We start from the raw sequence: 19,079 nt of genomic DNA, 5'->3' as shown, positions 1-19,079 counted from the left end.
CCGTTGCGCAAACCGGGATACCAGCCATGAACCTCAAGGGCCTTTCCCTGTTTCAGCAGGTCGTCGTCACCGGCTCTCTGTCCGAGGCATCGCGGGACATGAACCTGTCCGTCTCCGCCGCCAGCCGCCTTTTGTCGCAACTGGAGGCCGACCTCTCGATCAGCCTGTTTTCCCGCCACCGGCGCGCCCTGACCCTGACCGAAGAAGGCACGCTGTTCTATCAACAGATTTCCAACACGCTGAACGGCATCGCGGAAATCCCCGGCATCGCCCGCGACCTGCACGCCCGCGCCCGCAACTGGCTGTCGGTGGTGACCGCCGCGCCGCTGGCCAACGGGCTGGTCGTGCCCACCATCGCCCGGCTGCGGGATCGCGCGCCGGACATGCACTGCACCCTGCATGTCGAAACCCGGTTCGAAATCGAAAGCAAGGTCGCCGCGCGCGGGTATAATATCGGCGTCATTTCTCTGCCTTTGCAGAACGAAATCATCCCCATCGACATCATGCCCGTCCTGCGCACCCGGCTGTGCGTGCTGATGCCCGACGATCACCCCCTCGCCCGCAAGGACACGGTCACCGTCGCGCAGCTGTCGCAGCAGCCTCTGGTGTCGCTCGGGGCTGGTCAGCGCTGGCGGAGCCGGCTGGACGAGATCATGGGTGCCGCCGGGTTGCGCCCTACCCTCGCCTTCGAAACCGGCTCGACACTGGTTGCCGCCGAAATGGTGCGCCACGGGCTGGGCCTGACCTTGGTCGATGCGGTGACCCTGCCTGCCCATACCCTGACCGGGCTGGCGCTGCGCCCGCTCGATGGGGAACATTGGATCACCTATGCCAGCCTTCATGCCAAAGGCCCCCGCGCCGCGCTGTGCGAGATGTTCCTCGATGCGATGTCCGACCATGTGGAGGAACGGCGCGCCACCGAAGAGCGCACCGCCGAACTCGTCTATCTCATCTGACGCAATTCAGCCGACAGCCCCCGCCCGAACGCTGCGGCGTCCAGCGCCATGCGGCGGCTGTCCCCGCAATAGGCCGCCGGGTCCAGCGCCCGCGTGATCGTGTCGGCATCCAGATGCCGGGCCAGATCCGCGTCGCCCACCAGCGCCTCCGCCGCCGTCAGCCCCGGCGCGGCATGTTCCAGCGCGTGATGGATCAGGTCATGTGCCTCGGCCCGGCCCGCCCGTGGCGCCAGCAGCATCATCAACCCCTCGGTGGCAATGGCCCCGCCCGTCAGCGCCGCGTTCTGCGCCATGCGTGGGGCGTCGATCTCGATCCGCCCCAGCAGCGCCTCGAACCGCTCCGCCATGCTCCACGCCAGCGGCACCGCCCGGTCCATGACCGATCCGATCAACTGGTTGCGGGCGCTGTCGCCTTCGTGGCTGGACCGGCCCGTTTCCATCGCCGGGACGGCCAGCCCGCGCAATTCGGCGGCATCGGCCAGCACCCGCACGACATATTTCGGGTTCACCTTATGCGGCATGGTAGAGGACCCGACCGTGCCCTTGTCCAGCGCCTCCGACACTTCGCCGATCTCCTGCGTCATCAGCAGGTAAAGCTCATCCGCGATCCGTTCCACGGTCATCGCCAGCAGCGACAGTTGCACGATGTAATCGGCGAACAGATCGTTGATTGCCCGGCCCGGCACCAGCAACGTGCCCAGCCCCAATGCAGCAGCCAGACGCTCGTTCAGCGCCCGCCCCTCGGCACCAAAGGCATGCATCGCCCCCACCGCGCCGCCAAACGGCAGAACAAACAGCCGCCGCCCGCCGCAATCCAGCCGGTCCACCGCGCGCCCGATCTCCTCGATCCAGCCCGCCACCTTGAAGCCAAATGTGATCGGCAGCGCATGTTGGCGGTTGGTCCGCCCGGCCATCAGCGTATCGGCATGGGTTTCGGCCAGCGCCGCCAGCCGGTCCAGACTGCCCGCCAGCGACAGGCGCAGCGCGGCGTCGGCCTCCCGGATCAGCAGGATGCGCCCCGTCTGCATGACGTTCTGCGTCGTCGCCCCCCAATGGACATAGGCCCCCTGCGGCCCGGCGGCCCCGGCCAGCAGCCGCGTCAGCGACAGGATCGGCGCATGGGTGATGCGCAGATCCGCCTCCAGCGCCTCGGTGCCGATGATCTCCAGCCGCGCGGCCTTGCGGATGGCGGGCCCGGCCTCGGCGGGGATCATCCCCATATCGGATTGCACCTCGGCCAGCGTGGCCTCTACGTCCAGCCACGATTGCCACAGGGTCTCTTTGGCAAAAAGCGTGGCGGGCTGAAGACGCTGGAAATGGTCCGGTTTCGACGGCTTCATTGGATCACCTGCGCGGTTTTGCTTTCGAAACGGGGCGCGGCAGCCAGCAGCCGCGCCGTATAGTCATTAGACGGATGGGTCAGCACCTCGGCGGCGCTCCCCTCCTCCACGATCTGGCCGCGATACATCACCGCGACCCGGTCGGCGGTCTCCCGCACCACGGCCATGTCATGGGTGATGATCAAGCAGGTCAGCCCCAGTTCGGCGCGCAGATCGTCGAGCAGCGCAAGGATCTGCGCCTGCACCGAAACATCCAGCGCCGAGGTCGGCTCATCGCAGATCAGCGCCTGCGGCTTGGTCACCAGCGCCCGCGCGATGGCGACCCGCTGCCGCTGCCCACCGGACAACTGCGACGGATAGGCATGCAGCAGCCGCGCGGGCAGGCGGACATGCTCCATCGCCTCCTCCACGGCCGCCAGCCGCGAGGCCCGGTCCCCCTCGTCGCGCAGAACCAGCGGTCGCGCGATGATCTCTGCCAGCCTCCGGCGCGGGTTGAGCGAGGTATAGGGATCTTGGAACACCGGCTGCACGAACCGCGCGCGCGCCGTCGGATCAAGCTCCGCCAACGGCTTGCCCAGCATCGACACCTCACCCGATGACGGCGCGTCGAGCCCCAGCAGGATCCGCGCCAGCGTCGACTTGCCCGAGCCGCTCTCTCCGATCAGCGCCAGCGTCTCGCCGCGCTGCACCGACAGGCTCACCCCGTCCAGCGCCTTGACCTCCCGCTTTGGGCCGAACAGCCCCTTGCGCGAGGCAAAGACCCGCGTGACGTCGCGCGCCTCGATCACCACATCGCCCGCAGCAACGGTCGGGCGCGGCGGCGCGTCCAGTCGCGGGATCGCGGCCAGCAGGGCCTTGGTGTAGTCATGCTGCGGCGCGAACAGAACATCGGACGCGGCCCCCTGCTCCACCAGCGCGCCATGATACATCACCGCCACCCGGTCCGTGCGCTGCGCCACCACCGCCAGATCATGCGAAATCAGGATCAGCCCCATTTCGCGCTCGCGCCGCAGATCATCCAACAGGTCGAGGATCTGCGCCTGCACGGTGACATCCAGCGCCGTTGTCGGCTCATCCGCGATCAGCACATCGGGGTCCAGCATCAGCGTCATGGCGATCATCACCCGCTGCCGCTGCCCGCCCGACATCTGGTGCGGATACTGGGTCATCCGCGCATCCGCATCCGGGATGCCCACGCGGTCCAGCAGGGCAACCGCCTTCTCGCGGGCCTGCGCCGGGCGCATCCCCCGCGCCACCGCGCCCTCGGTCATCTGCCGCCCGATGGTGTAAACCGGGTTGAGCGAGGTCATCGGCTCCTGAAAGATCATCCCGATCCGCGGTCCCGCGATGTCTGCCGCGAACCGCGCATCCTCCAGCGAAGTAAGGTCGAGCCCGTCAAAGCCCAGCGTCTTGGCCTTGACCCGCGCCACCCGCGGCAGCAGCCGCATCAGCGCCAGCGCGGTCATCGACTTGCCCGAGCCGCTTTCCCCGACGATCCCCAATGCCTCGCCGCGCTCCAGCGACAGCGACACGTCGCGCACCACGGGCATCGGCCCGCCCGGCAGGTCCAGCGTGATGGTCAGATCCGTTATCTCGATCAGGCTCATGCGTTGCGTCCTTCCGGTGAGGTGATGTCGCGCAGCCCGTCGCCCATCAGATTGGCCCCGATGACCAGCGCGAACAGGCACAGCCCCGGCAGAACCACCAGCCAAGGCCGATAGAACATCGCCTGCTTGCCCTCGGCGATCATCAGACCCCAGCTTGGCGTCGGCGGCTGGATCCCCACGCCCAGAAAGCTCAGCGAACTTTCGGCAAGGATCGCGATCCCCAGCTCAAAGGTGAAAATGACGATGATCGCGCTCATCAGGTTAGGCAGGATCTCGTGCCACAGGATCTGGCGCGGGCTCGCCCCCGCCGCCACGGCGGCCAGAACGTAATCCTGCGACCGGATGCGCTGCGTCGCGGCCCGCGTCACTACCAGATAATAGGTCCAGTGCAGCACCCCCACGATGCCGATCACCACCCAGATCGACGGCCCGATGATGAACACCAGCGCCATCGCCAGAAGCAGCCCCGGCAGCGCCAGCTGCGCGGTCAGCAGGAAGCTCACCACATGGTCGACCCAGCCGCCAAAATACCCCGCCAGCACGCCCAGCGTCACACCGATCACCAGACCGACGGTCGCCGCCCCCAGCCCGATCGTGATCGACACCCGCGTGCCGTAAATCAACCGGCTCAGGTAATCGCGCCCGTTCTGGTCGGTGCCCAGCAGGTGCTCCCACCGGCCGCCCTCCACCCAGACCGGCGGCAACATCCGCGACGACAGCGATTGCGCGTAGGGGTCATGCGGCGCGATCAGCGGGGCAAAGATCGCGACCAGCGCGATCACCCCGATCAGCCCGGCCCCGATCAGAAACCCGGTATGGCCGAACAGCCGCTGGCGAAAAATCTGCGCCGGGGTCGGCGCGCCGGTCTCCGCCTCCGGGGCGGCGGTCATCTGAACATCCGTTTGGGTCATCCGATCCGTATCCTCGGGTCAAGCGCCGCATTCAGAATGTCGGCGAGCAGGTTCATGGCGACAAAGACGATGGCAAAGACAAAGATCAGCATCTGCACGGTGGGAATATCCGCCCCCAGAATGCTCTCCAGTGCCAACCGCCCAAGGCCGTTGATGGCGAAAATGCTTTCGGTGATGACCGAGCCGCCGAACTTCTGGCCCAGTTGCACCGCCAGCACGGAAATCACCGGCAGGATCGCGTTGCGCAGGGCGTGTCGGCGCAGCAGCGACCAGCCGCGAAACCCTTTGGCCCGTGCGGTGCGGATGTAATCCGCGCCCATCACCTCGATTAGCCCGGTGCGCGTCAGCCGCATCACCGCAGGCACCGAAGACGCGCCCAGCACAAAGGCGGGCAAGACGAAATGCCGCCATGTGTCATCGCCCGATACCGGGAAGATCGGCACCATCACCCCGAACAGGATGATCATGATCAGCCCCAGCCAGAAATTCGGCACCGCCTGCGCCGAGACGGCCACGCCCAAGGCAAAGCGGTCGATCCACGAATTGGGGTTCAGCGCCGCCAGCGCGCCCAGCGGAATGGCGATCAGGATCGTCACCGCCAGCGCGGAAAACGCCAGCGTCAGCGTCTCGTCCGCCCGGTCCGCCACCAGCGAGGCCACGGGTTTGTGCCAGTAATAGCTTTCCCCGAAATCGCCTTGGACGACGCCGCCCAGCCAGTCGAAATACCGAACGGCCATGGGCCGGTCGAGCCCGTAACGCGCGCGGATCGACTCCACGACATCCGGGGTGGCGTCCTCGCCCGCGATGGCCTGCGCCGGATCGGCGGCCACGTTGAGCAGCAGAAACGCCGCGAGCGACACGGTAAAGGCCACGGCAATGGCCAGCAGCCCGCGAAGCGCGATATAGCGCAGCATGATGGGTTCCTCCGTTGCGGCAAGGGGCCAGTGCAGCCCCCTGCCCTACGCGGTCAGCGTGTTACTTCCAGCTTGCGTTCTGCAACCGCGGAAGCCCGTCCGGGTCGGTGGGAAACACCAGATCCGGCGATGTCAGGTAATTGGCGGAATAGGAAAACAGCGGTGCCCAATAGGCGTCGTCCGCGATTTTGCCGATGGCCTCCGAATAGATCGCCTTGCGCTGTTCCTGATCGGCGGTTTGCTCCGCAGACAGCACCAGCTCCGCCAAGTCCTCGTCGCCCGACATGTTGCGGTCGCTTTCCAGATCGAAATGGATCCGCGCAATGGCCGCCGTGTCAGCAGTGCCGCCCGACCCCCAAGTGCCGAAATAGGCCGGGATTTCGCGTGCCGCCCGCGCTTGGTTCAGGCTCTCCAGCTTGACGTAGCGCAGGTTCACATCGATCCCCACCGCCGTCAGATCGGAGGCCACGGCCTCGGCCGCCGCCTTGTCGCGATAGGCCCAAAGCTCCAGATCGAACCCATCGGGGTAACCCGCCTCCGCCAGCAGCGCCTTGGCCTTCTCCGGGTCATAGGGGTAGGCGGTCGCCGCCTGATCGCAGCCGAACTGCGCCGGATGACAGGCAGTGTGGATCGCCTCAGCCGAGCCGCCGATCAGATATTGCGCCATTTCCGACGTGTTGAGCGCGTGGTTGATCGCCTGCCGCACCTTGACGCGGGTCAGCGGTCCATCGGGATCGGTATAGCCATGTGCGTCCAGCACGATGAACCCGACCCGCAGATCAGGCCCGCTCAGATGCTGCGCCATCGGCGTCCCGCCAAGGCTTTCGGCCAGATCCAGCGGCACCTTGAACATCCAGTCGATCCCGCCGGACATCAATTCCGCCTGCTGCGTGCCCACATCGGGGATGTTGCGCACCACGACAGTCTCGATTGCAGGCGGGGTGCCGAAAAACCCGTCATACCGTTCCAGCACCAGTTCCGTGCCGGGCTCGAAACTCACCACGCGGTAGGGTCCGGTGCCGATCAGATCGCTGGCCATCGCATCGCGGTCGATGGCGCCCTCCGCGCCATAGGTGCCCGCCTTGCGCAGCATGATTCGGTTCGCCATGTCGCGCAGCACCAGCGGATACACCGATTTCAGATGAAAGCGCAGGCTGTGCGGCCCCGTCACCTCGGCCCGGTCCAGCCAGCGATCCACCACGCCCGTCGCGTTCGACTCGCTCTCGGGGCTGGCGATCCAGTTATAGGTATAGGCCACGTCCTCCGCCGTCAGTGGCGTGCCATCGTGGAACGTCACATCGTCGCGCAGCGTCAGGTCCAGTGTCGTTTCATCGACCCAGTCATACCCGGTCGCGATCGCGGGACGGAATTCCTGCGTCACCGGATCGAGGTCGAACAGCGTCGCATCGGTCAATTGCGCCAGAATGATATATTCGCGCTTGGTGGTGTAATTGTAATCGAGGTTCAGGATTTCTTCGGTCATGGCGACGCGCAGGGTGTCGTCGTCCGGTCCGGCGAAAAGCGGGGTGGCGGCAGCCAGCGCAAAGGCGCCCGCTGCGCAGAAGCCGCGCAAACGTTGAATGGTCATGATGTCCTCCCTTTGACGTCGTCAGGCTAGCAAGGCTCGATCTGTGCTAAAATTGCAAAGATCGTCACTATTGTTGCAAACGCCGCAAACGTCAGACTCCCGCAGCAATCACCTCGATCCGGCGCACACTGGGGTCAAGCGCGCTATAGGCCGCCAGAAGCTGCGTCATCAGATGCGTGCTCACATAGCCCGCGACAAAGCGCGACGGGGCCGCCAGCGTCACGCGTCCGTCCTCATGCGCCATTTCGGACAATTGCCCGAACCACGCGTTGGTCAGTGCGGGCGCTTCAGCATGCAGCCGGGTCAGCACCTGTGCCCATAGCCCGTCGGCCACACCGCCGCGTCCGCGCGTAGTCAGCGGCTGGAATGGAATGACATTCGGATCGGGGGCCGCGCCCGGCCCTTCTGACGTCCCTGCCCCGCCGTGACGTGCCTGCATCCGCGCCGTGAAATCCGCACCAATCGTGTCCCAGCTATCCGCCGTTCCCGACAGCACCGCATCCAGATCGAAAGCATAGACCGTCACCCGGCCCTTCACCCCCGCGCGCTTGACCTCCAGCCAGCCCGCGCTGCGCATCCGCGCCATTTCGCGTTTCACCGTGCGTTCGTCCACCGACCACAGCCGCGCGATCTCGGCCCGGCCAATGGACAATTCGTTGATCTGCCAATTGTAGCGCGTGGTAATCAGAACGATGAGCCGCAACATCAACCGCTGGCGATGCTTATCCCCGGCCAATGCCGAAACCCCGAGCGCCGACAGAATGTCGTATTTCAGGGCCGACGCATTGCGTCCGACCGGTTTCGCCACCTGCATGACCTGCTCCGCTTCGCTCGTCGGGCGCCCTGAACATGCCGGACCTGTCCCCGCCGCCGGGATCGTCCCGGATTCCGGCGCGGCGCTGGCCCGTCCTGTCATGGTGCTGGCCTGACTGTCTGCCCCATCTTTTGCCCGGTTTGACCGTCTTGCCAACGCTTTTCCGAGCTTGTCGCCAATTTGCGTCCAACGCTCCGATTCTGTCAAGCGATCGTGTTCTGCCGCCGGTTGCAGCCCGGACCCCCTTACCCCTTTCAAAATATGAAAGTGGTGAAGGTATAGGTGATGGGGGACATACTGGATGACCCCCTATCGACCCGAAATGTCCCCCTATCTGTGGATTTTGGGCCGGGGGTGTCCCCCAATATGTTGCGTCTTTGAGGCGTTCAGGCCCCCTGCCCCGCCGGGATCGCAGACCGCCGCGCACCGAATCGCCAGACGCGCCCGCTGCGTTGATTTCTTACCCGTGGGTAAGGTCCGCGCAGCGATGTCAGGGATGATAATAGGTTTTGCGTCATTCGCAAATAAGTCGTAAATGGGAAAAAAACACGAAAATCCGTTTTGCGAGGCACAGCATGTATACCCACGAAGATCTCGGCATCCTGCAGAACCGGTCCCTGAAGCTTCAGGGCTGGATCCGGCAGCAGACCTTTTCCCCCGGACTGGAGAAGCAGCTGCGCCGCTTTTCGTCGTGGGAGGTGGCGGAGCTGATCTTTCGCATCAACCAGTCGACCTTCCGCGGGAAGCTCGCCGCCGATCCCTCCCTCCCCGCGGGCGAGGTCGAACAGGAAGGTCGGCAGCGCTGGTTCTCGCTCGAAGAGATCAACGAGCTGCGCCGCCGGTTGAAGATCAACAAGCGCAGCCTGATGCCCGCCCGCCCCGCCGGGCGCCGGGCCGTCCGCGCGGCGGTCGCCAATTTCAAGGGCGGCGCGGGGAAGTCGACGGTCGCGCTGCATTTCGCCCATGCCGCCGCTCTGGATGGCTACCGGGTGCTGGTCGTCGATTTCGATCCGCAGGCGACGCTCAGCCATTCGCTCGGCCTGACCGACGTGTCCGAGGAACACACCGTCTGGGGCATCATGGCGCGCGACCTGATCCGCGAAACCGAACGCATGAACGCGGGGCCCGTGGGCGCGGAATCCGGCGCCGCCCTGCCCCAGCGCCACCTGCCTGCCGCGATCACCGAACTGGGTCTGGGCGATCTGCGCATCGGTGACTTCATCAAGCCGACCTCGTGGCCGACCATCGATGCGATCCCGTCCTGCGCCAACGCGGCCTTTGTGGAATTCGCCTCCGCCCAATATCGGCACCTGAACCCGGACTGGTCGTTCTTTGCCGCCGTGTCGCGCTACCTCGACCAGATCCCTGATGACAGCTACGACATCATCATCTTCGATTGCCCGCCCGCCATTGGCTATCAATCGATGAACGCGGTCTTTGCCGCCGACATCCTCTATGTGCCCTCGGGGCCGGGCTATTGGGAATATGACAGCACCACATCCTTCATCGGGCAGCTGTCCGAGGCGCTGGAGGATCTGTCCGCCGGGTTCGACCAAACCTTACCCACGGGTAAGATTTCGCTGCCCAAGGCCTTCTATGATGTGCGCTTCCTCCTGACACGGTTCGAGACCGGAAACGAGCTTCACCGCGCCATGCAGGACGCGTTCCGTAAGGTCTGGGGCGAGCATGTCACCGACAACCCGGTGGAAATGACCCGCGCCGTCGAACAGTCCGGACGGTTCCTGAACTCGGTCTACGAAATGGATTACCGGGAAATGACCAGAGAGACCTGGCGCAGAGCGAGATCTACATTCGATTCAGCCTATGAAGAATTCCGCCAGACCGTGCAGGACGCATGGACGCAGATGGAGGCGAACCAATGAGCAAGAAACGCCGGATGTTCGACATCGACATTCCCACGATGGACGAAATGGAAGTGGGCAAGGTGCCCGACCGCGCGTTGCGGCGCGGGCCGATGGCCTCGGCCATCAACGAAAACGCCAGTTCCCTGCGGGACCGCAAAGCGGCAGAGGATACGATCCGCGAGGAAAACGACCGGCTCGCGGCGGAGTTCGTCCGGCTGAAACGCGACGGGCTGATCACCGACCGCATCGCAATCGATGACGTGGTGACCGAGCGGCTGCTGCGCGATCGCAAGCCGGGCGTGGATGACGAACTGGAGGAATTGAAAACCTCGATCCGCGAAATCGGTCTGTCCAACCCGATCCGCGTCGAGGCCCGCCCCGATGGCCGCTACGAACTGATCCAAGGCATGCGCCGCCTGATGGCCTATCGCGCGCTGTCCGAGGAAACCGGCGATGACGCCTTTGCCCGCATCCCCGCAGGCATCGTCCCGATGGAGGCCGAAACCAGCACCAGCTACCGGCGCATGGTGGATGAAAACCTGATCCGCAAAGACATCTCATTTGCGGAGATGGCGACGCTCGCGCGGCGCTACGCGGACGATCCGGCCAACGAATGTTCCGATGTCGCGGACGCGGTGAAGCGGCTGTTCAAATCCGCCAGCTACACCAAGCGCAGCTATATCCGCGCCTTTGCCGAATTGCTGGCCAAGCTGGATAAGGTGCTGGAACACCCGCAGGAGATTTCGCGCAACATCGGCGTGGAATTGAAACGCCGGATGGATCGCGATGACGGGTTGGCGGGCCGTGTGGCGATGGCGCTGCGGGCGGAGCCGGGCCGCGATGCCGCGCGCGAAAACGAGATCCTGCGCAGCTTTGCCGAAGGGGCAGGGACCTTACCCACGGGTAAGGTTTCGACCGCGCCCGCGCGTCCGCGTCAGGCCAAAACCACGTTTCAGGTGCCTTCGGGCAGCGGCATCGCCAAATGCAGCGCATCGCAGGGGCGGCTGGAATTGCGCGACGAGCGGGATTTTTCGTCCATCGAACGGCGGAAATTGGAACAGGCACTGGCCGCGTTTTACGCCGCGCTCGACAGTTGAGGCGCAGCCAAAATCTTACCCACGGGTAAGGTTTTGCCTGGGTAAGACCGCAGCCGGGTAACATACAGGGCAGGGCGCACGCCCGCCATGAGCGCAGCAAAAAGGGCCGGCCCCACGGGGGGACCGGCCCTTCTCATGTGCCGTTGGGTCACGCCGGGCGGTTGGGTCCAAGCGTCTCCAGCATCGGGCCCAGATGCGCCTCATAGGCGCGCCATTTCGCAACCGACGTCGTATAGATCGGCTGCCGCACCTGTGTAACCGAGGCCGTGCGCACCGAGCGCTTGGTTTCGTGCGGGGTCAGGCAGGCTTCGTTCCAGTCCAGCCCGCACCAATCCACCAGCCGCCGTGCCTGCGGCTCGAAATCCGACACCAGCGTTTCATATTCGATATCCATGAACGCATCACCGGGCAGCACGCTGCGCCAGTGATCCATCAACCGGCGATAGGCATTGTAGTAGCGGGCCATCTCCACCTGATCGTAACTATGCAACTGCGCGCGGTCGAACAGCCGGGTGAAGCAACTGACACAGGTGTCCATCGGATCGCGCACCGTATGCACGATCCGCGCGTTGGGCATCAGCGCATGAATCAACCCAAGGTAGATAAAGTTCGCGGGCATCTTATCGGTCACACGGGGGCTGTCATCGCTGCGGCGCGCCAGCCCATCGACATAGCTCTGCGCCTTGGCCCCGAACGCATCCGGCGTCAGCCGGGTCACCACATGCGGATAGCGCGCTTCGGGGTCGCCATTGTCGAGCGGCAGCAGCCGTTGCAGATCATGCAATTCGCCCGCGCCATGCACATCGGGATGACTGGCAAGGATCGTTTCGGTCAGGGTCGTGCCCGACCGCGGCATTCCCAGCACGAAAATCGCCCGGTCCGAGGTGATCGCCCCCTGCCGCAGCCGGGCGATCATGTCGGCGTTCATCACCTCGATGATGTGGTCGACCTTGTCCTCGAACTGCTCCGCGTGATGCTCGATCGTCGTGCGCTTTAGCTCCGCGCCGCGGGCGTAATGGGGCCATGCCTCATCGAACCGTTTCTGATCCTCGTAACCCTTGGCCAGCGCATAGTGCAGCGCGATGGCACGCGGGGTGGCCATGCCGTCCAGATCCTCTGCCGCGGCCTCCAGCGCCGCCATTGCCGGATCATCCGCGCCGACCTTGGCCAGCCGCACCAGCGCCAGATGCCCGCCGAAATCGTCGGGCTGCGCGGCGATGGCTCGCTCAAAGATGCTGCGCGCGGTGTCGGCGTCGCCCATCTCCATTGCCTGATAGCCCAGCGACAGCAGCGCGCGGTGCAGATCGGGCTCTAGCTCCAGCGCCCGCTCGAACGCCTGCTTGGCCCGGTCGCTTTCGCCCAGTTCGCCCAGACAGACGCCCGCCTGATGATGGGCGATGGCGCTTTGCGGGTCGATCTTGACCGCCATCGCGGCGATGGCCAGCGCCTTGTCGACGTGGTTTTTCTGCTGGATCACCTGACTGAGCGAGACATGCGCCGAGACGTGTTTGGGATCAACGGTGATCGCGGTGCGCAGGGCGCGTTCGGCATTGTCCAGATCCTCGCGCCGCAAATGGGCGCGCCCGATCACTGCGTGGATTTCCGCAGGCACGGCAGGGCGCACGCGGACATAGGGTTCCAGCAGGCGCAGCGCCTCGTCCGCGCGGTCATTTTCCACCAGCACGGTGCCGAGGTTGGAGACGATTTCGTCATCGGCGGGGGCCATCCGCTGTGCCCGGCGGTAATGGTCGATGGCCGTGGGCAGGTCGCGGCGGTCGCGGGCGATGGAGCCCAGATTGTTGATCGCGCGCGGCTGCGCCGGGTCGATTTCGAGCGCTGCGATCTGCGCGGCTTCCGCCCCGTCCAGATCGCCCGCCTCGTAAAGCGCGATGCCCAGATTGGCGTGGGTCACCGCCAGATGCGGACCGGCCTCGACCGCGCGGCGCGCCGTGTCAACCGCGCCCGCCCCGTCGCCCGCGCGGCGGCGCATTTCGGCGAGGTTCGCCAGAAACACCGGATGCCGGGGATGAGACGCCACGGCGCGTTCCATCAACCCTACCGCACCCGCCGCATCGCCCTGCGCCAGCGCCGTCGCAGCCGCAAGGTTCAGCGCGTCGGCATTGCCGGGCTGTGATTTCAAAACCGCGTCGAGCACCTTGGCCGCTGGCTGCAACCGCCCCGCGCCGTAATGCGCACGCGCATGTTCGATCGCTTGGGCAGGCGACATTTTGACAGTCTGGGTGGGCTGTGCGGCCATTCTCGTAAACTCCTCGCAAACACTGCGCGGGAGCGTGGCGCGAAAGCCGCCGGGATGCCAGCGAAACCGCCACTGTGGCAAAATAGCGTCGTCGAGGGGTCGGCCCGGATGTTGCAGAAATATCGTTAGGGCATTAACGAAGTTGTAACGTAAGGTAACAATCGGCGGAAACCGTCTCCGCGCGGGCAAGATAACAAGTTTGGATCGAGAGTAATCATAATGAACGTTCAAGTAATCCGACAAGCGAACCATGGTGGCCGGATGACCAAGTGGAAGGGCCGCGCCGCGTCAATCGCGCCAGCCCTGCTTTCGGTGTCAGTGATCGCGCTTGGCGCAGGTCTGGCCGATGCACAGACGGTGATCTCGACCGAACTGACGACACCTCAGACAATAGATGTCGACGAAGACGTCACCGTCACCAGCACCGGCTCGGTCCGGCTGGTCGGTGAGGACAGTGAAGAAGCGATCGAAATCGATGTCGACGATTACACCTCGGACGTTCTGATCGACGGCTCGCTGCTCTACCTCGGCGGCACCGCCAGCGACTCAGCAAACGGCCTCCTGCTTCAGGGCGATCTGTCCGGCACGATCACGAACAATGGGTTGATCAAGGTTGACGTCGCAGACGACGACGATGTGGCCGTTTACGGTATCCATGTCGAAGGCGATGTAAGCGGCACCATTACGAACAACGGCACGGTTGATGTCTATGGTGCGGCGACCGACGACTTTGTCAGCGCGGTCGGGATCGACGCCGACGGTGTGCTGTCGGGCACGATCCGCAATGACGGCGTTATCACCGTCGAGGCGCGCGAAGTGACCGACGAGGCCTATGCTTGGGGCATTTACGTCGGCTCCGTCGCGAGCACGGCACTGATTGAAAATAACGGCACGATCTCGGCGCAGGCGTATACGTTCACCGACAGCGAAGCCAGCGCCTATGGGATCGAGGTTCACAGCGACCTCGTTGCTGGCGCGCGGATCATCAATAATGGGGTGATCGAGGCCGAAGCGGAATCCAACAGCTCGGATGCTTATGCTTTTGGCATCAGCGTGAACGGCGACGTTGAGGGTGATATCACGAACACGGGCACTATTTCCGCGCTCGCCATGGGGGGGACCCCCGCAGATACCCAAGGCGCCTACGGTGTGTTTGTTGACGGTCTCGTGTCCGGGACTGTCGTCAACACTGGCACGATCAAAGCAGATGTCGAAACGTTCGACGACAACGATTACGTAGAGGTTTTCGGGATCTATGTCGCAGGCGTTGAACCCGAAGACGAGAGCAGGGTCAGCCTGACCTCCACCGGTCGGATCGACAACAGCGGCACGATCGAGATCAGCGTCGATGTCGAAGGTCTGACCGACACCAGCACGATCGCCGGTATTTATGCCGACGGCGACATGGATGGTGTGATCGTCAACAGTGGCAGCATCTTCGTCACGGCGGATGTCCGTGATATTTCCGAGTCCCCGCTATTCGTTCACGGCATCGGAGTTGCGGGCGCCTTGAATGGCACGCTGACGAACAGCGGTGACATTGTAATCAACGTCTCTGCCGAAAACGTGGACACTACTGAAGCAGCGATTACCGTGCTTGGCCTTGGTGTCGAGGATGAGGTCTCCGGCGCCATCGTCAATTCTGGCACCATCGATGTAAATCTGACCGTGACCGCGTCCGAGACGGCCACCTACGTAGATGTTTTCGGCATCGTCGCCGGCGATATCGAGAGCGGCGGTTCGATTTCGAACTCCGGCACGATCAGCGCCTCGCTCGATGTCTTTGCATCGAGCCTTTCCTCTAGCGCCAGCGGCACGGCGACCGGCATTCTGGTCGGCGATGTCGACGGCGTCGTCTCGAACACCGGCAGCATCAGTGCGATTGCCTCGGTAAATGGCTCGGCGACGACCGGGCTCTATGCCTATGCCTACGGCATCGAAGCTGAGCAGGTTGACGGATCGATCATCAGTTCCGGCTCGATCACGGCCTCCGCGACGGCGTCGGGAACAGCGACCAACGATTCCATCTTTGCCAGCGCCTATGGTCTTGATTTGAGCGATGTGACTGGGACGGTTGCAAATAGCGGCGCGATCAACGCAACGGCGATGGTTTCGGGTTTTTCCCTGAGAGGGCTAAGTGCATCTGCTTATGGTATCGAACTTGATAACTTGAGCGTCGGTGCGGTCGTGTCCAACACCGGCACCATCGAGGTTATGGCCTCGGTCGACGGAACCGGAATTGCGACATCTGAAACCAGAGCCACGCTTTCCGCCAGCGCCTATGGGATCGAAATGGGTGCCATAAACGGCCAAGTTTACAACAGCGGCAGCATCGACGCGCAGGCTTCGGTCACCGGATGGACCAAAGACGAAATTTCCGGGTATGCCTACGGTATTGAAACCAATTCGATCGCAGAGGGCGCGATCTTGCAAAATGACGGCTCCGTGTCGGCATCGGTGATGATCGATAGCTGGTCCACGGACGCCTCGATCGACGCCAGCGCCTACGGCTTGGAAATCGGCACCATCAACGGCACCGTCGTCAATAACGGCTCGATCGATGTGTCGGCGTCTGTCGCAGGCACGGGTGCGACCGGTATGGGCGTTTGGGCCTATGGCATTGAGATGAGCGGGATCAACGCGACCGGCGCGCTCAGCAATTCGGGTTCTATCGCTGTTGAGGCAATGGCACAGGGCTATGCCGAGACCGACACGATCAGTGCCTATGCTGGCGGCATCGTGACGGGCACGTCCATTAACGGAACGCTGATGACCTCCGGCTCCGTCGACGTCACCGCGATGGTCGACGCCACGGCGTCCACCGGGATTTACGGCTATGCGGAAGGCATCTCGGTCAATCAGGTGAATTCGGGCTCCGTGCTGAGCAATAGCGGGACGATTTCCGCGACGGCGCAGGTCGAGGGCATCCTGACGACGGAATTCCAAAGCAATGACGAGCAGAACCCGTCGTTCGGCGAGCGCGGTTGGCCGGGGATCTACGGCACTGCCGCTGGCTTGGCGCTCTATGACGTCGAGGGAGAGGTAAACAACACCGGGACGATTTCCGCCACGGCTCAGACCAGCGGTCTGATCGCGGTCGATCTGGACGGTGAGCTCGACTTCGAAGGGCTCGACGATGATGATCGTGCGTACATCGCGTTCATCGTACCGTTCTTGCTGCAAGAGGGTTTCGGAAGCTCCGTAAGCGCAAGCATCCCGTTGCTCTACGCCAATGCGACCGGCGTGTCTGTCGGTGACGTCGAGGGTGAGCTTCTCAATAGCGGCACGATCATGGCCTCTGCCTCGGCCGAGGGCACGGCGCCGTTCGTGATCGCCGAGGCGGTCGGGCTTGCCACGGATGACGTTGGGATCGATGGCATCGTAGACAACAGCGGCTCCATCCTTGCCGATGCGACTGCAGCGGCGGGCAGCAGCGCGCTTCTGCTGCTTGCGAATGCAGGCGGTATGGATCTGGACGTCGTCGATGGCACTGTGACCAACAGCGGGCAGATCGAGGTTACGTCGTCCACGAGCAACGAGGAAAACTCGATCGTTGGTGGACGTGCGGATGCGCGCGGCGTCACTGTGAACACCGTCAGCGGCACCGGTCTGGTAACGAATACCGGGACGATCAGCGCCACGGTTTCGGACAGCGATCTGTTCGCAGGCTTCCTCGACGGTGAGGGCATCTTCTTCGGACCGACGAGCGACTTCGGCTTCATCTTGCCGGGCGCGACCGGTCTGGCCATCAACACGCTTGATGGGGAGTTGTTCAATAACGGCGCCATCGTGACGGACTATAACGGCGATGTCGGTCTGGCGGTTTATGTCGGCGGCGGCACCGGGTCGGCGGAGTTTGAAACCAGTTCGTTCTTTGCCGGGCATCTTGTGCTGGGCAACGAGCAGCTGACGGTCACGTCAGTGGATAACTCGAACTCCATCTACTGGACCTTCGACGAGATCCCCGCGACCGTCATCCTCGACGACAGCGATGGTCCGCAGCTTTACCGCAGCGAGGACGGCAGCGTCGTTGCCACCGTCGCCAATGCGGGCGCGGCTATTCCGGGGCAGGTTGCCGCGGATGTTGCCGGGCTGGGCTTTGGCTCTGTCGCGGCGCTGCTGTCTGGCGCTCCGGCACCGGGTGCCATCGTGTCGCGCAGCGTGACGGAAACGTCGCGTCTGTCGACCGGCGGCGTGGTGCGGGAGGCTCCGGCCTCGGCACCGGCGGCAAGCCCGATGGGCAGCCGGGGGATGGTCTTTGTGCAGGGCGACTATGTGTCCCGCACGGTCGAAGACGATCAGAACCGCGATCTCGATTACGACATTTCGGGTCTGACCGCGGGCTACATCAACCGGCTCGACAACGGGATCGGCTACGGCGTGTCGCTGAGCGGCGTGCGGGCGGACGGGACCGTTGACACCACGCTGGGCGAAGAGGGCGTCGACTCCACCGGTGTGGTGCTGGGCCTTTACGGCAACACGGCCTTGGGCGGTGGCGCTGCGCTGACCTTCGGGGCGAGCTTTGGCCGTCTGTCGAACGAGGGCACACGTCTGGTCAACGACAACCTCACCCCCGGCGGCGTGGCGGAGATCGAGGGCGACTATGACTCGAGCTTCATCAGCCCGGCGGTCGAACTGTCCTACGCGATGCAGAGCGGCAATATGCTGATCCGGCCCTATGCCGGCTACCGCTACACCCGCCTGAACGTCGATGGCTACACCGAGTCCGGCGGCACCGGCGCGGTGACCTATGACGATCGCGACATCGACGTGTCGGACTTCACCATCGGTGTGGATGCCTCCACGCAGGCGGGCTCCGGCGTGCTGACCGGGTCGCTGGAAGTGCTGCATCGCGAGGTGAGCGATGACGGCGCCAACGTGAACCTCTTTGGCACCGATGGCACGATCGCCTCGGCTGCGACCGACTTCACCGCGGTGGAGCTTGGCCTTGGCTACGGGATCGAGCTTGGCACCGGCGGGATCGACGTGAAAGCGTCGGGCCTGTTCGGCAACGAGGGCGTGTCGGGTTACGGGGTATCGGTGGGCTACCGTGTTTCGTTCTGATCTGACCAAACGGATGGCGGCGCTTGCTGCCGCCATCCTTCTCACCACCACGGCACCCGGTTCTGCGCAGGAGGCCCCGCGTGTGGGGCAGACCTTTGGGGATTGGGTGTTCGACTGCACGGCGCTGTCGGAAACGGCGAGCCGGTGCCAGTTGAAGCAGACGATGGTCACGCCGGGCGAGGCCCGCCGGGCGGTGGCGCAACTGACGCTGATGCCGGGCGCAGAAGGGCAGGGGCCGGCATTGTCGGTATTGCTGCCGCTGGGCCTGATCATTCCCGCAGGGGTCAGCGTCGCGGTTGACGACGACACGCCGCTGGCGATGACATTGCTGCGCTGTGTCGCGGCAGGCTGCGTGGCGCAACGGGCGCTGAGCGCCGAAGACGTGGCGGCGCTGCGGGCGGGAACGGTTCTGAAGATCCGCTTTGCCAATGTGCCGGGACGCCAGATCACGCTGGACGGGTCGCTGAAAGGCGTCTCTGCCGGGCTGGACGCGACGGGTTGGGACAGCTGACCTGACAACCCCCGGATGAGGGCATGGGCCGCGGCACGCCAAACGTGCCGCGGCCTTTCTTTTGGGCAAAGCCCAATCGTCCCTCGATTTTCCTAAGTCCATGCGTTTGCAAGGAATCCTGTCACTGGAAGGATTGCGGCAAAACTGTGGCGGAT

At 64.2% G+C, this 19,079-nt stretch carries 12 protein-coding genes; 5 read left to right on the top strand and 7 right to left on the bottom strand.

Features of this window, described 5'->3' with window-relative positions:
• The first annotated feature begins 26 nt into the window (after window positions 1-26).
• Window positions 27-956: a LysR family transcriptional regulator gene (locus tag CBW24_RS17950; protein ID WP_097374611.1), complete on the top strand. Its 930-nt coding sequence runs from the start codon at window positions 27-29 to the stop codon at window positions 954-956.
• Here the strand turns inward: CBW24_RS17950 and CBW24_RS17945 are convergent.
• The 6 genes from CBW24_RS17945 to CBW24_RS17920 all read right to left on the bottom strand — a co-directional run bounded on the left by CBW24_RS17945 (window position 944) and on the right by CBW24_RS17920 (window position 8,130).
• Window positions 944-2,296 carry a lyase family protein gene (locus CBW24_RS17945; protein WP_097374610.1) on the bottom strand — a complete coding sequence of 451 codons (1,353 nt, stop codon included), beginning with the start codon at window positions 2,294-2,296 and terminating at the stop codon, window positions 944-946. The two genes, CBW24_RS17950 and CBW24_RS17945, sit on opposite strands and share 13 nt — an antisense overlap.
• Window positions 2,293-3,903 (bottom strand): ABC transporter ATP-binding protein, encoded by a 1,611-nt coding sequence (locus tag CBW24_RS17940; RefSeq protein WP_097374609.1) that lies wholly within the window; start codon window positions 3,901-3,903, stop codon window positions 2,293-2,295. Before CBW24_RS17940 ends, CBW24_RS17945 begins: the two co-directional genes overlap by 4 nt.
• Window positions 3,900-4,793 carry an ABC transporter permease gene (locus CBW24_RS17935; RefSeq protein WP_198405304.1) on the bottom strand — a complete coding sequence of 298 codons (894 nt, stop codon included), beginning with the start codon at window positions 4,791-4,793 and terminating at the stop codon, window positions 3,900-3,902. Before CBW24_RS17935 ends, CBW24_RS17940 begins: the two co-directional genes overlap by 4 nt.
• 17 nt (window positions 4,794-4,810) lie before the next feature.
• Window positions 4,811-5,728 (bottom strand): ABC transporter permease, encoded by a 918-nt coding sequence (locus tag CBW24_RS17930; protein ID WP_088664857.1) that lies wholly within the window; start codon window positions 5,726-5,728, stop codon window positions 4,811-4,813.
• A gap of 61 nt (window positions 5,729-5,789) precedes the next feature.
• Window positions 5,790-7,316, bottom strand: coding sequence for an ABC transporter substrate-binding protein (locus CBW24_RS17925; protein ID WP_097374607.1), 1,527 nt, complete (start codon window positions 7,314-7,316; stop codon window positions 5,790-5,792).
• 91 nt (window positions 7,317-7,407) lie between these two features.
• Window positions 7,408-8,130, bottom strand: coding sequence for a DnaA N-terminal domain-containing protein (locus CBW24_RS17920; RefSeq protein WP_097374606.1), 723 nt, complete (start codon window positions 8,128-8,130; stop codon window positions 7,408-7,410).
• 575 nt (window positions 8,131-8,705) lie between these two features.
• On the opposite strand from CBW24_RS17920, the gene CBW24_RS17915 reads away from it, so the two are divergent.
• Together CBW24_RS17915 and CBW24_RS17910 are read left to right on the top strand one after the other, a co-directional pair.
• The gene (locus CBW24_RS17915) at window positions 8,706-10,013 is read left to right on the top strand and encodes an AAA family ATPase (RefSeq protein ID WP_097374605.1); all 1,308 of its coding nucleotides are present in this window, start codon (window positions 8,706-8,708) and stop codon (window positions 10,011-10,013) included.
• On the top strand, window positions 10,010-11,092 hold the full coding sequence (locus tag CBW24_RS17910; RefSeq protein WP_097374604.1) for a ParB/RepB/Spo0J family partition protein: 1,083 nt from the start codon (window positions 10,010-10,012) through the stop codon (window positions 11,090-11,092). Before CBW24_RS17915 ends, CBW24_RS17910 begins: the two co-directional genes overlap by 4 nt.
• 148 nt (window positions 11,093-11,240) lie before the next feature.
• Here CBW24_RS17910 and CBW24_RS18445 read toward each other — a convergent pair whose 3' ends face one another.
• On the bottom strand, window positions 11,241-13,349 hold the full coding sequence (locus CBW24_RS18445) for a tetratricopeptide repeat-containing sulfotransferase family protein (protein ID WP_198405303.1): 2,109 nt from the start codon (window positions 13,347-13,349) through the stop codon (window positions 11,241-11,243).
• A 261-nt stretch (window positions 13,350-13,610) separates the two neighbouring features.
• Here CBW24_RS18445 and CBW24_RS17890 point away from each other — a divergent pair, with 261 nt between their 5' ends.
• Complete coding sequence (locus CBW24_RS17890) at window positions 13,611-18,413, top strand: beta strand repeat-containing protein (protein ID WP_157773272.1); 4,803 nt, start codon at window positions 13,611-13,613, stop codon at window positions 18,411-18,413.
• Window positions 18,400-18,924, top strand: a complete 525-nt coding sequence (locus CBW24_RS17885) for an invasion associated locus B family protein (protein WP_141100296.1) — start codon at window positions 18,400-18,402, stop codon at window positions 18,922-18,924. The genes CBW24_RS17890 and CBW24_RS17885 overlap by 14 nt, the downstream gene beginning before the upstream one ends.
• Window positions 18,925-19,079: the final 155 nt, after the last annotated feature.

It is taken from the genome of Pacificitalea manganoxidans (genome assembly GCF_002504165.1).
Lineage (GTDB): Bacteria > Pseudomonadota > Alphaproteobacteria > Rhodobacterales > Rhodobacteraceae > Pacificitalea > Pacificitalea manganoxidans.
Note: the sequence above shows the minus strand (reverse complement) of the source record. Positions and strands in the feature narration are given on the sequence as shown.

What these genes read in the sequence shown, in the direction of transcription:
- CBW24_RS17925 (WP_097374607.1), bottom strand. Translation starts at nt 7,316, where the DNA reads ATGACCATTCAACGTTTGCGCGGCTTCTGCGCAGCGGGCGCCTTTGCG.
- CBW24_RS17930 (WP_088664857.1), bottom strand. Translation starts at nt 5,728, where the DNA reads ATGCTGCGCTATATCGCGCTTCGCGGGCTGCTGGCCATTGCCGTGGCC.
- CBW24_RS17935 (WP_198405304.1), bottom strand. Translation starts at nt 4,793, where the DNA reads ATGACCGCCGCCCCGGAGGCGGAGACCGGCGCGCCGACCCCGGCGCAG.
- CBW24_RS17920 (WP_097374606.1), bottom strand. Translation starts at nt 8,130, where the DNA reads ATGCAGGTGGCGAAACCGGTCGGACGCAATGCGTCGGCCCTGAAATAC.
- CBW24_RS17910 (WP_097374604.1), top strand. Translation starts at nt 10,010, where the DNA reads ATGAGCAAGAAACGCCGGATGTTCGACATCGACATTCCCACGATGGAC.
- CBW24_RS18445 (WP_198405303.1), bottom strand. Translation starts at nt 13,349, where the DNA reads ATGGCCGCACAGCCCACCCAGACTGTCAAAATGTCGCCTGCCCAAGCG.
- CBW24_RS17890 (WP_157773272.1), top strand. Translation starts at nt 13,611, where the DNA reads ATGACCAAGTGGAAGGGCCGCGCCGCGTCAATCGCGCCAGCCCTGCTT.
- CBW24_RS17945 (WP_097374610.1), bottom strand. Translation starts at nt 2,296, where the DNA reads ATGAAGCCGTCGAAACCGGACCATTTCCAGCGTCTTCAGCCCGCCACG.
- CBW24_RS17950 (WP_097374611.1), top strand. Translation starts at nt 27, where the DNA reads ATGAACCTCAAGGGCCTTTCCCTGTTTCAGCAGGTCGTCGTCACCGGC.
- CBW24_RS17915 (WP_097374605.1), top strand. Translation starts at nt 8,706, where the DNA reads ATGTATACCCACGAAGATCTCGGCATCCTGCAGAACCGGTCCCTGAAG.
- CBW24_RS17940 (WP_097374609.1), bottom strand. Translation starts at nt 3,903, where the DNA reads ATGAGCCTGATCGAGATAACGGATCTGACCATCACGCTGGACCTGCCG.